Annotated in this window: 14 protein-coding genes; 2 read left to right on the top strand and 12 right to left on the bottom strand. The window is 44.3% G+C overall.

Going from position 1 to position 13,560, the window contains the following annotated elements:
- Nucleotides 1-65: 65 nt before the first annotated feature.
- The 3 genes from AC1DN5_RS08615 to AC1DN5_RS08625 form a co-directional block, all read right to left on the bottom strand.
- Nucleotides 66-329 carry a DUF2651 family protein gene (locus tag AC1DN5_RS08615; RefSeq protein ID WP_366969142.1) on the bottom strand — a complete coding sequence of 88 codons (264 nt, stop codon included), beginning with the start codon at nucleotides 327-329 and terminating at the stop codon, nucleotides 66-68.
- Between the two features lie 242 nt (nucleotides 330-571).
- Nucleotides 572-1,396, bottom strand: coding sequence for a Cof-type HAD-IIB family hydrolase (locus AC1DN5_RS08620; RefSeq protein WP_095241578.1), 825 nt, complete (start codon nucleotides 1,394-1,396; stop codon nucleotides 572-574).
- Nucleotides 1,397-1,428: 32 nt separating this feature from the next.
- Nucleotides 1,429-2,241 carry a Cof-type HAD-IIB family hydrolase gene (locus tag AC1DN5_RS08625; protein WP_366969141.1) on the bottom strand — a complete coding sequence of 271 codons (813 nt, stop codon included), beginning with the start codon at nucleotides 2,239-2,241 and terminating at the stop codon, nucleotides 1,429-1,431.
- Between the two features lie 220 nt (nucleotides 2,242-2,461).
- Here AC1DN5_RS08625 and AC1DN5_RS08630 point away from each other — a divergent pair, with 220 nt between their 5' ends.
- Nucleotides 2,462-3,187, top strand: coding sequence for a MurR/RpiR family transcriptional regulator (locus AC1DN5_RS08630; protein ID WP_047475574.1), 726 nt, complete (start codon nucleotides 2,462-2,464; stop codon nucleotides 3,185-3,187).
- A 148-nt stretch (nucleotides 3,188-3,335) separates the two neighbouring features.
- On the opposite strand, the gene AC1DN5_RS08635 is transcribed toward AC1DN5_RS08630, so the two are convergent.
- Nucleotides 3,336-4,253 (bottom strand): MBL fold metallo-hydrolase, encoded by a 918-nt coding sequence (locus tag AC1DN5_RS08635; protein ID WP_099744683.1) that lies wholly within the window; start codon nucleotides 4,251-4,253, stop codon nucleotides 3,336-3,338.
- A 45-nt stretch (nucleotides 4,254-4,298) separates the two neighbouring features.
- A complete protein-coding gene (gene ybaK, locus AC1DN5_RS08640; protein WP_198697922.1) occupies nucleotides 4,299-4,781 on the bottom strand; it encodes a Cys-tRNA(Pro) deacylase in 483 nt (160 codons plus the stop codon).
- A gap of 215 nt (nucleotides 4,782-4,996) precedes the next feature.
- Here ybaK and AC1DN5_RS08645 point away from each other — a divergent pair, with 215 nt between their 5' ends.
- Nucleotides 4,997-6,205 (top strand): MFS transporter, encoded by a 1,209-nt coding sequence (locus AC1DN5_RS08645; protein WP_366969140.1) that lies wholly within the window; start codon nucleotides 4,997-4,999, stop codon nucleotides 6,203-6,205.
- 149 nt (nucleotides 6,206-6,354) lie between these two features.
- On the opposite strand, the gene AC1DN5_RS08650 is transcribed toward AC1DN5_RS08645, so the two are convergent.
- From AC1DN5_RS08650 to AC1DN5_RS08680, 7 genes are all read right to left on the bottom strand, one after another.
- Nucleotides 6,355-9,516: a bifunctional cytochrome P450/NADPH--P450 reductase gene (locus AC1DN5_RS08650; protein ID WP_366969139.1), complete on the bottom strand. Its 3,162-nt coding sequence runs from the start codon at nucleotides 9,514-9,516 to the stop codon at nucleotides 6,355-6,357.
- 27 nt (nucleotides 9,517-9,543) lie between these two features.
- Nucleotides 9,544-10,110, bottom strand: a complete 567-nt coding sequence (locus tag AC1DN5_RS08655; RefSeq protein ID WP_016938851.1) for a TetR/AcrR family transcriptional regulator — start codon at nucleotides 10,108-10,110, stop codon at nucleotides 9,544-9,546.
- A gap of 205 nt (nucleotides 10,111-10,315) precedes the next feature.
- A complete protein-coding gene (locus tag AC1DN5_RS08660; protein WP_016938850.1) occupies nucleotides 10,316-10,855 on the bottom strand; it encodes a class I SAM-dependent methyltransferase in 540 nt (179 codons plus the stop codon).
- Between the two features lie 169 nt (nucleotides 10,856-11,024).
- Entirely contained in the window at nucleotides 11,025-11,180 is a 156-nt protein-coding gene (locus AC1DN5_RS08665; protein WP_162829238.1) for a hypothetical protein, read from the bottom strand.
- 173 nt (nucleotides 11,181-11,353) lie between these two features.
- Nucleotides 11,354-11,494: a YrzI family small protein gene (locus tag AC1DN5_RS08670; protein WP_016938849.1), complete on the bottom strand. Its 141-nt coding sequence runs from the start codon at nucleotides 11,492-11,494 to the stop codon at nucleotides 11,354-11,356.
- Nucleotides 11,495-11,884: 390 nt separating this feature from the next.
- Complete coding sequence (locus tag AC1DN5_RS08675; protein ID WP_366969660.1) at nucleotides 11,885-12,685, bottom strand: formate/nitrite transporter family protein; 801 nt, start codon at nucleotides 12,683-12,685, stop codon at nucleotides 11,885-11,887.
- A gap of 264 nt (nucleotides 12,686-12,949) precedes the next feature.
- The gene (locus tag AC1DN5_RS08680; protein WP_016938847.1) at nucleotides 12,950-13,318 is read right to left on the bottom strand and encodes a Na-translocating system protein MpsC family protein; all 369 of its coding nucleotides are present in this window, start codon (nucleotides 13,316-13,318) and stop codon (nucleotides 12,950-12,952) included.
- Nucleotides 13,319-13,560: the final 242 nt, after the last annotated feature.

Raw genomic sequence — 13,560 nt, forward strand, 5'->3', positions numbered from 1 at the left:
CAAAATAAGAATCCAACAGATAATCGATAAAAAGAAGTATAGCTGTTCCAACAGGATTCTTCTATCTAATTGTTTCGCGTTACAAAAGTCCATATCGTTTTAGTGATTGAACCGGAGATAAAACAGCTCCCCGTCATCATAGCCACCCAAATGAAAAATGTCGGCTCGGCCCCTATTACAATAAACATAAATATCAAGGACAAAATAAAAACAATAACAACCATCATCCATACTTTTTTGAAGATGAAATATCCTAAAATCCCCAACAGAAAAGAAGTTCCCGGAAGAATGATGAGAATGATATACGCAGGACTCAACAGCGGACTCATACAAACACCTCCTCATGATTTCAAAACGGGAAATTTCCTGCTTTTATTCAGCGCTTTGTCTAATATCAAGTGATATGAAGTGATTTTCCCATACGTTCCATTCCATTTATTACATATTACACTGATACACTCAATCATTTATAGATATATATTCATTATTGCAGAAAAAAAGCAGCCTTCGGGTAGTCTGCTTTTTTTCGTCCCCTAGCAAGTCCTGCCGCACCGACTTCAGCACACGCGATTTACCCATGTGATGTCTTCATGTTCTGTTCCTGCAGCGCTAATATTCTCATAATCGTATGCATGACGCCGCTTTCCTCATTTGATTTAATGACAAAATGCGCCGCATCTTTTATTTCGTCAATGGCGTTTTTGACCGCAAAGCTGTAGGATGCCGCTTCCATCAATTCTTTGTCATTGCGTCCGTCTCCGAACGCCATTGTTTCATCAGGCGAAACCCCTAACAATCGCTGCAGTTCCTGTACGGTTGTTCCTTTGTGTATTCCGATATTTGATATGTCCATCCAGGTGTCTTCTGATGCTACGATATATAATTGATGAAAAAATTCATGCAGCTTTTCTCTCGTTTCCTGGCAGTTGGCGTCGGGGTCATGAACCGTAATCTTGATAAAGTCGTCTTTTATCTCAGTGAAATCAGCTATTTTTGTTACATGAGCATAAGAGGCATTCACGAATTTCATTTCACTTTCAGACAGGTTCTCTTTCACCATCGCGCCTTTTTTTGTGCAGGCAATAATGCTGTGCCCGCAGCTGATTTTTTCCAAAACCTTTATAATTGACAGTCCCGCTTCATTGCTGATCAAAGATTCATATATGAATTTGCCGTTCTTTTTCATACGTGTGGCACTGTCTCCTAAAATCCAAAAATCCTTCGCATCTTCTCCGAATAAAGCCTCCACCCTTTCACACTGTTTTCCGGTACAGAGGGCGAAAGCGACATGCTGTTCCGCCATTACTCGTTTAGTCTCTTCAAATAATGTTCGGTCAAAATCGCCTTGATTATTTAAAAATGTGCCGTCTAAATCCGTAATCACTAACTTAATCATCGTTCAGCACCTCCGCAGTTAAAACGTCTTTTTCAGACAAACGGTTTTTCATCTTTGAGAATGGCATCAATCGCGTTTAAGACCCCTTCTTCATTGTTGGATTGCGTGATATGCGCGGCAGCCTGTTTAATGCTTTCATGCGCATTGTCCATGGCGACTCCGTATTTCACGGCGGACACCATCTCCAAATCATTCCCGCTGTCTCCGAAGGCCGCGCATTCTTCATCATTTATCCCCCATTGTTTCTGGAGAAGCTTCATCCCGCTTGCTTTATGAAGCCCCGGTATGATCAGATCTATGTCACCGTGCCCGCTTGATACAGGCGTCACGAAAGATCCGATGTCGTTTTTCAAATGGCTCAGCAGTGCGGAACAATGTTCGGCGGGGAAACTGATGGAAAATTTAAAAATGTCATCATCGATGTTTTCAAAATGCGGCACCCTTTTTAACACATGATAATACTTACCGGCATGCAGATATTCATCTTCTCCGGCATTTTCATGAATATACGCGCTATTTTTTCCGCAGACAATGACGTTTTTCACATCATACCGCTCTAAAGCATCGAATACCGCTTGTATTGTATCTTCAGACATTTTACCCGCGAATAATTCTTCTCCGGCATTCACGACGAAGGCGCCATTCTCAGCAACGAAAGCGATTTCACTTTCGATTTCCGGAAAGAAAGATTTCAGCTGGGCATATTGGTTGCCGCTTGCTACGGCAAATTTAATTCCCCGCGCTTTTAATTCACGATACTGATTCATAAAACGCTCGTTGTTATATGCCATTTCATCATTCAGAAACGTCCCGTCCATATCAACGGCTATCAGCTTAACACCCATATTGTCCTCCTTTTTTCAGACCCTTGAAGAATTGATTCGAATAGCGTATGAACGAATTATATCCGCAGTTTATTCGTCCCGTAAATCATTGGGTGACGTCTTGTTCTGAATGACACAATAAGTGATTTGTCACGTACATATAACGCTATGTTTCTTATAAAATGATATGTTACGATTAGATGTACATTCACCATTCTCATGAAAAGGAGAATCCCCCTGCATGTTCAAACATGAAATGATTGCTTCATTTAACGAGCTTGAAACTTCTTTATACAACTACATCTCTCAAAACAGCGAAAAAGTCGTCTATATGCGGATCCGTGAGCTGGCAGATGAAACCCATGTATCTACGGCTTCTATTTTACGTTTCTGCAAAAAAATAAACTGTGAAGGGTTTTCGGAATTTAAGGTCAAGCTGAAAATGCATGCGGAGGCAAATAAAAAAACAAATGTAAAAAGTCCCCATCATTCCGTTGCCGAATTTTTTGAGAGGACAATGAGCGGGGGCATGGAAGAAAAGCTGAAGAAAGCCGCAGCCCTTGCGGCCGATGCAGAAAGCGTCATTTTTATCGGAGTGGGAAGTTCGGGAATTCTTGCCGAATACGGAGCCAGATATTTTTCATGCTTAGGGAAACTCTCCATGTACATTAAAGATCCTTACTTTCCGGTCCATTCCCATTTCCGCCAAAACAGCATAACAATCGCTCTGTCGGTTTCAGGTGAAGGCCACTCTACGGTCACTCATCTGAATCAGCTGAAACAAGAAGGCAGCCGGGTCATCAGTATTACAAACCATAAACACTCGACCATCGCCAAAATGTCCGATGTAAACCTTTCATATTACGTGACGGAAGAATGGGTTGAAAATGCGAATATCACCACCCAAATCCCCGCCATGTACATACTTGAATCCATGGCACGGGAAGTATACAAGCTGAGAGAATAAACATTCATGCAAAATACCCCCAGAAAGAGAACTGGGGGGCAGGAAAATCGATATGTTAAACAGCTTTGGCTGAACCAGAAACTTTAAACAGCCGAACAGCGGTTTTTCGTCTCGGAATTGGCTTCTTCTATTCTGAAAAGGCCAGCCGTTACAGCCAAAATGTTTCTCCGAGCGCTAATGCTTTCAGTTTTTCCGGAGGTAATGCAAGTCGGTCCCATTCGCTGTGCAGTCTGCTTAATGCTTCCGGGCCTGTATCATCAGCAAGCCGGAATGCCCCGTAATGCATGGGAATGAAGCTGTCAGCCTTCAGCTCCAAAAACGCTTTCACGGCATCTTCCGGATTGATATGTGACACTTTCATAAACCATTCCGGTTCGTACGCGCCTATCGGCATCAGAGCCGCCTTAATATGAAACCTTTCTCCGATTTCTTTGAAGCCTTCAAAATAGCCGGTATCTCCTGCAAAATAGATGGATTCACCGTTTTCGCTTTCTATGACCCAGCCTCCCCAGTGAGAGGTATCGGTATCCCAAAGCGTTCTCCGTGTCCAGTGCTGGGCAGGCACAAATGATATGTTCACTCCCCGCATCTCAAAACGATCCCACCAATTCATTTCAAATACCTTTTTGCAGCCTTTTTTGATGAACAGCTTTTTCAGTCCTGCAGGCACGTAAAAATCCGGATTTCCTCTCAGTTTTTTTATACTCGGAAAATCAAGATGGTCATAATGCCCGTGTGAAATGAGCACGGCATCAATCTCAGGCAGTTCGCTCAATTCGTATCCGGGATCTGTCAGCCGTTTTTGAAAGCCCATCCGCCGCGCCCATACAGGGTCGGTGATCATGTTAAGCCCTTGTATTTGGATCAGAAATGAAGAATGGCCGATCCATGTAATGGCCGTTTTTGTCCGATTGACGGCAACACCATGAACATCCCTGCCGGCCGCTTTCGGAATGTTCTCGCTTAAGTCTTTACTTTTCTCTCTTCGTTCCTTCATCCATTTCCACATGTCCCTGAATCCATGTTCATTCTTCACGCCATTCAAGTTTTCGTATCTTTTTCTCATATCATTCTCCCTTGAAACGTGTATTTCGTTCGATTCATCGGACATTTATACAATGTCTGTAAAGGATGCCCGGCTTACTGCGGCTAAATCTTGAGGCGCTAATTTCACCTGCAATCCGATTTTCCCCGCACTGACAATCATAAACTCCAGTGTTTCGGCGGATTTATCAATAAAAGTCGGAAACCATTTTTTCATGCCGATCGGAGAACAGCCTCCGCGCATATAGCCGGTGATTCTCAAAAGGTCCTTCATGGCAATCATTTCTATTTTCTTCTCACCTGCTGCCTTTGCTGCCTTTTTCAGATTCAGTTCCTTTGCAACGGGAACAACAAAAACGTAATAACGCTCTGTTCCTGCCGATGTTATTAGCGTTTTATAGACATTTTCGGCGGGATATCCGATTTTCTCCGAAACGGAAAGGCCGTCTGCAGGCTGTCCCCCATCTGTTTTGTAACTTAATAGCTCATAGGAAATGTTTTGCTGTTCAATGATACGGACGGCATTTGTTTTAACTGTTTTTTTCGCCATGACGCTCCTCCGTTACCTGTATTTCTTTCTGTTTTATATGATCTATTTTAGCCGCTGCAATGAAGCTGTCAATTTGATGATGAAGGTTCATTTTCGGCTTCTCTCCTTCCTTCATAACCTATACGCATTAATTCCATAGTTATTATAAATTAGACACATTGAAATGAAAAGCGTACGATACACATATAAGCAACAATGAGAAAAGAGGGACATTCATGACGTTTATTCAGCCTCATACAAAGGCGTACAGAAAGGCCAGCTTGGCTCTGTTTATCAGCGGATTTGTGACATTTGCCACGCTTTACACGACACAGCCGCTTTTGCCTTTGTTTTCGGAAGAGTTTCATATTTCTGCTGCGGCTGCCAGCTTAACTTTATCCATCTCAACAGCCGTTTTGGCATTTTCATTATTGGCAGCCGCTTCGTTATCTGACGGATTCGGAAGAAAAAAATTGATGGTGCTGTCGCTAACCGCCACTTCTGTTTTAGGTCTATTAACAGCGTTCAGTCCGGCTTTTCCGGCGCTTTTGGCGATGAGAGGTCTGCTCGGTATTTTTTTGGCAGGCGTTCCGGCTGTCGCTATGACATATGTAGGCGAGGAGTTTGATCCGAAGGGCCTCGGGAAAATGATGGGCCTGTATATCAGCGGCACAAGCATCGGGGGAATGAGCGGGAGGCTGTTAACTGGGCTTCTGACCGATTTATTCGGCTGGCGGCCGGCGCTTGCCATCATCGGTATTCTTTCTATAATATTAAGCTATTTGTTTTGGCGTTTTCTTCCGGCTCCGCGCCACTCATTTCAGCGGCATGCTGGCGTAAAAGCGGCATTTAAAGAATATGGAGCGGTCATACACCGCAAGCGGCTGCTTTTATTAATTTCTCTGGGGTTTATATTAATGGGGAGTTTTGTCACTTTATATAACTATATCGGTTTTCATCTAATGGCTGCTCCTTATCATTTGTCGCAGACTGTGATCGGCTTTATTTTTATCGTCTATCTCGCGGGAACGTTCAGCTCTGTCTATATGGGGAAAAAAGCGGACCTTTTCGGAAGCTCAAAAATGATTAAGATTGCGATTTTGATTATGCTGACCGGTGCAGCGGTGACACTTTTGCCCCAGCTTGCCCTTAAAATTGCAGGCATTGCCGTGTTTACCTTCGGCTTCTTCGGCGCACATTCAATCGCAAGCGCCTGGGTCGGCCGAGCAGCCGGTGATCATCGCGCGCAAGCTTCTTCATTATATCTGCTTGCATATTATATCGGTTCAAGTGCGGCTGGGTCTTGCGGCGGTTTCTTTTGGACGCATTTTCATTGGATCGGCATCATTTCTTTTATTTCGGCTTTGCTGGTGTTGTCTTATCCGGTTTTATTTATGGCGGAATTCAAAAAAAGAAAACATAGCCGCCTGCATATAAATCAATAAAAACATTAAAGATTTGTGTCTTTTGTCCGATAATAAAAATAAGGCCGGCACGATACTCCCTATAACTATTCCTTTTGATTCAGTAGATTTCAAATATCGTGCCGGCTTTCTTCAATTAAATAACATTCTTCATTTGCCTCACGCTTCTGTTACACACCTGTCCAAACATCTTTCGCATATCTTCCTTCCGCTTGCAGCTGTTCAAGCCAATTCAAGGAAACTTTTGAATCAGTGTTATGCACCTTTTCATACGCCTGAAGCAGTACGTTTTCCACAGCCGGAGCCATTTTGCTTCCGTCACCGCATATATAGAGATGGCCGCCTTGGTCAAGAAGCGCAATAATCTGTGCAGCCTCGCGAAGCAGGACATCCTGTACATATACTTTACAATCCTGATCTAACCTGGAATACGCCCGATGCACGGTCACAAGGCCGTTTTTCTCCGCCTGGTCGAATTCATCTTTGTACAGATCGTCTTCTTCAGGATGCCTGCAGCCGAAGTATAAATGAGCTTCGCCCAGGCTGTGACCGGACATTTTTTCGGCAGCCCGCGCCTGGATAAAGCCCCTGAACGGCGCAATTCCGGTGCCCGCCCCGACCATAATGAGAGGTGTTTTCGTATTTTCAGGCAGTGAAAAACCGGACTGCGGTGAGCGGATGAAACATACGGCATGATCGCCATTCTGTAATCCGGCTAAATAGTTCGAAGCCACGCCCCGGTATTCTCCACGGCCGCTCCACGCCGGAGCCGTCACAACGCCGACTGTGATACTGAGCTCTCCGCTTTTTGCCTTCGGTGAGCTTGAGATTGAATAATAGCGCGCCTTCAATGACGGCAGAAGTTCTAAAAAGCGTGCAAACGGCAGTTCACAAGCCGGATATTCTTCAAGCAGATCCAGCATGGTCATTCGTTTTTTCAGCACGTTTTCTTTATATGCCGCGTCATCAGAATAAAGATGCTCCAATTCTTTTTGGTGCGGCGGGCATACGGTATGAGCCGCGAGTTCGCGAAGCTGGGCTCTCGTTGCCGGTTCCTGCAGCTCTACATATGACGCCAAAATCTCCGGCGCATTAACTGCCCGGTCCATTGGGAGATGAGGCAACTGCCGCCCCTTGATCTTAAAGGGCTGATTCGGATCAAGACCGAACCGGCGAATAACACGGCTGATCAGTTTCCCGCTGTTTTGCGGAAGCACCCCAAGATGGTCTCCTTCCTGATAAGTTTCTGTTTCCGGAAGACGCAGCTCAATATGCCGGACTGAGCGCTTGCTGCTTTCGGTATGAAGCTCTTTGTTTGTAATCACTTCCGCCTCAAATGCTTTATACGTTTTGGCAATCGGCGTTTCAGCTGCTTCACTTACGTATTCTATTGATAACTGTGATTTATTCTGCTGTTTTGGAGCGGCTTCTATATGAAAAGCCTTGATGATGTCCTGCCAGAATGAGTCTTCCCAAGCTTCCTGACTGTACTCAAAATCATCGGCATTGTCGCCCTCTCCGAGAGAGGTCAGCCGTGCTGCCCCTTTTTCTTCAAGCACTTTGTCTATAAGGCGTGGGATCCTCTGGTAAGTGGCGGCCCAGTTGCGGTCTCCGCAGCCGAAGACGGCGTAAGAAACACCCTTTAATTCCTGGTCTTCAAGGGTTTCCATCCATTTCACAAAACCCGCCGCATTATCAGGCGGCGCTCCGTTGTAAGAAGCCGTAACAATAACGACAGCGCCTTTTACAGGCAATTTCCCGGCATAATCATCGAGCGGGCCGGTTTCAGTTGAAAAACCTTTGCTTCTGCCGATGTCAGCCAGCTCTTCCGCGATTCCTTCCGCAGTTCCTAAATTTGATCCGTAAAGAATGAGAAGCGGAGTTCCATGAGACGGTATTTCTTCCGTTTCTTCTTTGTGACCGCTGTTTTCAGCTTTATGGTTCTGTGCGGACTGCTGATTGGACACGTCCTTGTTTTTCACACGGATTTTAAAATCACCGGGCTTAATGGTTAAAGCTTCTTTAATCGTAAGCTCATAATCCGTGTGATCAATCAGTTCAAAGTGTTTAAGGACAAGCCCGAGCACCATTGTCGCTTCCTGAAGGGCAAACTGCATCCCGATGCATGCGCGCTGTCCGTTTCCGAACGGCTTATACGCATCGGCCGGAATTGCCGCGGGATCACTGAACCTTTCCGGGCGGAATAACTCGGCATCTTCTCCCCACGCGCTTTTATCCCGGTGCAGCTGCGGAGTCAGAATCGTCACCGGCTGTCCTTTCTCAATCGGATATTTTCCGCCGAGAACCGTATCTTCCTTCGCGTACAGGGAAAATGCCGGGGCAGTCGGATAAAGCCGCAATGTTTCGTTTAACACCATGCGGATATATGTCAGCTGCTGAATCTGCTTATATTCAGGTGCCTCTCCCGTCAGCACCCGTTCAGCTTCCTCAACGGCTTTTTCCAATTTATCTTTATTTTTCAGCAGGCAGTAAATCGCGAATGAAAGCAGTCCGCTTGTGGTTTCATGCCCAGCGATCAAAAAAGTAATGATTTGATAGCGGATATTTTCATCATCCAGCCTTTCACCCGTTACAGGATCTTTCGCTTCAAGCATCAATGATAAAAGGTCAGACAGATTCTCATCCGGATTTTCCCTCCGCTCAGCAATAATCCGGTCTACGAGTTCATTCATCACTTCAATATCCCGCTGGAACTGATGCCTCGTTTTGATCATCAGCTTGTCCTGCAGGCTGTGTCTTTGTGATTGGCGCATTGCCTCCTGCAGCGCACGAAGCATGCTCGTGATAAAAGGATGCTGTGTATCGCGGTAAAAGCTGTTAAAGCGGTAATGAAATCCGCACAGACCGATTGTATCCAGCGTCAGGCGCGTCATATCTTCAGCGACGTCAATTTCTTCGTTCGGATTTAATCTGCTCCACTTCTGCACGAGCTGCATGGCAATATCAAGCATCATTGAGTGATAGCCTTTCATTGCTTTCTGGCTGAAACTCGGCAGTAAAATCCGATGCGCTTTCTGCCAATTCTTTTCGTTTGTCCAGCTCGTAAATAATCCGTCACCGCCAAATTCACGGACTTTGAGCAAGGCTTTGCTGAGGTTTTTGTCAAATCGCTTTTCATCACAGACTTCTGCCGCAAGTTCACGGCCTGATACAAAAACCCCGACAGAGCTCGGAAATTCAAAACGAAAGATCGGGCCGTATTCTTCGGCAATTTTCCAAAGCGATTGTGAAAGTTTTTCTTTTTCCAAGTGAGGGAGGTTTTTCAGTGGTCCGTATGTTTTCGGCTGCGGTATAGCGTTTAGCTGTTTCATATCGATCTTCCTTCCTTCGGCGAATAATTAATGAGTTCGGATGGCGTCCCAAGAGCATTGCTCCAATTCTTTCAGAAACGGTTTTGTGATTTCAACGCTTCCCGTCCGGACAAGCTGATAGAGTTTGAGATATGCCCCCAGCAAAATCGCCATCAGCACATCGGACGGCAGATTCCGGAGCACGCCTTCAGACTTGCCGCGCTGAAAAAAGACGTCAAGCATCTGTGTGATTTCATCAAGAAGCTTACGGCTCGTTTCATTCAGAAAGTAGGCGTCCTTATTCGTTTCAAGAAAAAACAATGCATACTCGCTTTCCTTTGTAAAATCAATCAGGCAATAAAAAAGGTGATGGAACCCTTCTCTTACAGATATTTTCGAAAAATCAGTTTTGACTTTTTTCATAAAACGCTGCGCACTTTCCTGATACAGCACATTAACAAGCGTTTCTTTACTGTCAAAGTAACGGTAAATTGTGCCGGTTCCGACATCCGCCTGAGCGGCAATCATCGGGATCGTCGTTGCGTCAAATCCTCTCTCTGTAAACAAAGTAAGCGACGCTTTCATAATGAGTTCAACTTTGTTTGAAGCTGTCATCTAATCCCCCTTTTAAATACGGAATGAATATTCATTCCGTTTGTTCAAAATTTTTAATGTACGGTCATCTGATCATTATTGTATAAGAAAAAAACTTTTTTTAATATAAAACATGTGTGAAATAGCCAAAAATAAGGAAATATGCCCAAATTATAAAAAAGAGCTGCCATGACTTAAGCAGCTCTTTTATTTCCCAAGAAATATTCTATTTAATGGCAGTAATAAAATGGAATGCATCTCTGCTGACAACTGAAATGTCTCTGAAATGCTGATCACGCAGCACCTGAATTACATCATTTTCGCTCATTCGTGAAGGCTTCAAAACCATATAAAAGGACCCGTCAATTTGAAGCACGCGGTACACTTCTTTACATGCTGTCCGGTAATCGCTGACCGTTTCAGCAGTATGTAACGAGAAGACTTTATGAAAGCTGCGGTCGTCGAACGGAATGCTTTCAGGCCGCCCATGCTGAATGTTTCCGAGTCCGGCCTTTATGGCCGAACGGTTTGCGCGCTGTGTTTTCCGTATTTTACGTTTTGATGTTTCTATACTTTTAAGACTGCCCTTTTCAAGCTGTCCGATGATTTGTTTAAACATTGAGCCGTTTCCGGTTCCAATTTCCAGAATGCGGTCGTATTCCTGTATATCCATCATAATTTGCCGAATGACTGGTTGTGCCGGTTCTGATGTAGCAAAGTATTTCGCGCGCATTCGTTTTAATGCTGAAGATGTATGTTGCAACATTGTATAACACCCGCTTTTCTATTTCTGAGATTTATTATTCAGAAATAATATTACCTCCTATTAGTATGAGGTGCTAATTAGACGCACTTCTCTTCATAAATGTTTCGATTTAATTGAAATTTATATCAGTTTTAAAAAAAAGACGGAAAACGTAGGTTTTCCGCCTGCTCTAATACCAATAATACGGTGTTATATATCTTGTCTGCCGGGAAAGCGCCGCCATTCTCTGACGGCGATACGGGTTGCCGTAGCCGTGTTTAAAGGAATGGGGCATTGACGCATACCCGTGTCCGATAGATGGAATTTTGTTCTGCCCGCTCTGCATGCTATCACCCGCTTACCGATTTATCTTTCTTTACCATGGTATGCAGGCCGTCTGCGCGGTGACAGCAAAATTCCAGCTAAACCTGGTCCTTCTCCATTGTGTAATGATTCAGCAGTTCAATTCTGAACATGATGATCTCCTCCTTCTTCCCCATTTTGGCTCTTTTTGTTCACTCAGTTCATATAAAAATGTTTCATCTGGCGTTCTTTCGCTTCATTGTAAAACTCTTCGACCTGCTGTTCTCGTTCATATTCTTCAGCACTTTTAAAACGCTTTGAAATGGTCAGTGTCAAAAAGAAGAGATTAATGGTCATTATCGCTCACCCCCTTTCAATATCCGCACAGGCGAAAATAACCCGCAGCAAACTTCATATGTGCTGCGGGCAGACAAAATCCGCAGACAAAAGAAGCAGGTGCTTCTTTCCCTGCGGGGAGCTGCGAATGTCCTGATACTCCGAAATTAACGTGCTTGACAGGCAGAGGTTAAGGAAGGACACGAACTCTTCCACAGGCTGAATCGGTTCAATTTTCGGTTTTGCTTGCCGTTTAACGTTGTCATGTGACTCAACCTCCCTTTGCTTTTTTTCTTACTTTGTAAGTATATCCACCGTCTTCCAATTTGTAAACATTATTTTCAAGATTTGGACGGAAAATGTGCTGGAATTCCGCTTCAATTGTCCTTGTTTTCCGGCATCTTTCTTACCTCAGGAAACTCTTTTCATCCCTTGTTTATTCTGATCCTTTTTTGCATATGCAATAAAATAAATAAGGCCGACAAACACTGCGCCGCCGATCACATTCCCGATAAAAGCCGGAATGAGATTAAGAATCAGATCCCCCCATGAAAAAGAGCCTGCAAAAATCGCAGCCGGGATGATAAACATATTGGCGACAACGTGCTGAAAACCGATTGCGACAAACGCCATAATCGGAAACCATATACCCGCGATTTTACCGGCTCCGTCTTCTGCCCCGAAAGAAAGCCAGACGGCTAAACAGACAAGCCAGTTGCAGCCGATCGCCGACACAATGACTTTTCCAAACGGCATATCCAATTTGCCTTGTGCGACCGCAATCGTTTTTTCCAAATACGGCCCCGTTTCAGTTAATCCGACAACATGTCCGAAAAAGTAAGCGACAAACAGCGCGCCGACAAGATTCATTAACGTCACGATCATCCAATTTTTCACTAAAGAACCGGCGGATATTCTTCTGGAAAACAGCGCCATGGATACTGACATCATATTTCCCGTAATCAGCTCCGCGCCGGCAAGAACGACAAGCACCAGTCCGACGGGAAACACGGCCGCGCCGATTAAACTTGACAGGCTGCCCCATTCTTTCGGAAGATCTCCGATGACACGGATATCAAGCAAATAACCGAGTGCGATAAACGCTCCTCCTAAAAATCCTAATACGATCAGTGCTGAAAGCGGTGATTGCACCTTTTTTACCCCTGATTCGACCGCAAGCTCCGCTATTTCGTCAGGTTTACGAAAAGCCATCATTAAACCCCTCCATTATCAATTCATCCGGCAGTTTTCAAAAGGAACTTAATAAAAAAGGCAGCATTCAAACAGCCCGTCTGAAACGGGTTTGAATGCTGCCTAACTTGTATGCATACCCATACAACAATATCAAGCAGAATGAAAATGTTAGCTATAGAACATGTACAGCTCATGCACACATTCCATAAAAAATCGTCCTTAAGCCACTGCTGGCAGTTCATATCATATCAAATGTGACAATTTCGTGTCAATTGAATTTTTTCAGCTTTTGATTTCTTCACGCCGCTCTTCAATTGTTCGGTCAAATACAAATACAGACACCGCAATATTCTCTTCGATCTTGATGTCTGAAAACAGATGCACGAGCTTTGCCCCGATAAGCTCTTCCATTCCTTCAGGCGTTTGTTTGGAATACAGCTCCTGAATTAAGCTGGTCCGCGCCGCGTGAACCATTTCTCTTCCTTCAGGGGTGCGTGCGATAAACTGCTCACTTGCGCTTAAATTGCCGTAAAGCGTAGATACCGCCATGTTATCCACAAAAACGGTGTGAATTCGTTCCGGCCCTTTTCCAAATAATTCTTTGCGCAATTTCCGAATAATATCGTTAAATTCATGGATTTTTTTAGACATATTGTCCCCTCCGATTTCAGCCTATGAAAGACATTCCCGGTTCCCCTTTGCAGCATTTCACCTGGTTAAAGTTTTCCTTTCGTATTGTATTATAATAAATATCACCTTATAATAAAAGCAGTGAAGATGGATTCGTAATAGGAAACGTGTTATGAGTCTATCGTTTTATACAGATAGGATTGGTCTGTTAGTAAGACTTGCTAGTGAACTATTCCGCCATGCGTATTTATACCGATCTCTGC

The organism is Bacillus sp. 01N42_2 (assembly GCF_056399565.1).

Bases quoted from the DNA above. Each gene is read 5' to 3' on its own strand.
- AC1DN5_RS08615 (WP_366969142.1), bottom strand. From the start codon at position 329: ATGAGTCCGCTGTTGAGTCCTGCGTATATCATTCTCATCATTCTTCCG.
- AC1DN5_RS08650 (WP_366969139.1), bottom strand. From the start codon at position 9,516: ATGAAACAGCTAAACGCTATACCGCAGCCGAAAACATACGGACCACTG.
- AC1DN5_RS08620 (WP_095241578.1), bottom strand. From the start codon at position 1,396: ATGATTAAGTTAGTGATTACGGATTTAGACGGCACATTTTTAAATAAT.
- AC1DN5_RS08630 (WP_047475574.1), top strand. From the start codon at position 2,462: ATGTTCAAACATGAAATGATTGCTTCATTTAACGAGCTTGAAACTTCT.
- ybaK (WP_198697922.1), bottom strand. From the start codon at position 4,781: ATGGCGAAAAAAACAGTTAAAACAAATGCCGTCCGTATCATTGAACAG.
- AC1DN5_RS08675 (WP_366969660.1), bottom strand. From the start codon at position 12,685: ATGGCTTTTCGTAAACCTGACGAAATAGCGGAGCTTGCGGTCGAATCA.
- AC1DN5_RS08625 (WP_366969141.1), bottom strand. From the start codon at position 2,241: ATGGGTGTTAAGCTGATAGCCGTTGATATGGACGGGACGTTTCTGAAT.
- AC1DN5_RS08645 (WP_366969140.1), top strand. From the start codon at position 4,997: ATGACGTTTATTCAGCCTCATACAAAGGCGTACAGAAAGGCCAGCTTG.
- AC1DN5_RS08665 (WP_162829238.1), bottom strand. From the start codon at position 11,180: ATGCAGAGCGGGCAGAACAAAATTCCATCTATCGGACACGGGTATGCG.
- AC1DN5_RS08635 (WP_099744683.1), bottom strand. From the start codon at position 4,253: ATGAGAAAAAGATACGAAAACTTGAATGGCGTGAAGAATGAACATGGA.
- AC1DN5_RS08660 (WP_016938850.1), bottom strand. From the start codon at position 10,855: ATGTTGCAACATACATCTTCAGCATTAAAACGAATGCGCGCGAAATAC.
- AC1DN5_RS08680 (WP_016938847.1), bottom strand. From the start codon at position 13,318: ATGTCTAAAAAAATCCATGAATTTAACGATATTATTCGGAAATTGCGC.
- AC1DN5_RS08670 (WP_016938849.1), bottom strand. From the start codon at position 11,494: ATGACCATTAATCTCTTCTTTTTGACACTGACCATTTCAAAGCGTTTT.
- AC1DN5_RS08655 (WP_016938851.1), bottom strand. From the start codon at position 10,110: ATGACAGCTTCAAACAAAGTTGAACTCATTATGAAAGCGTCGCTTACT.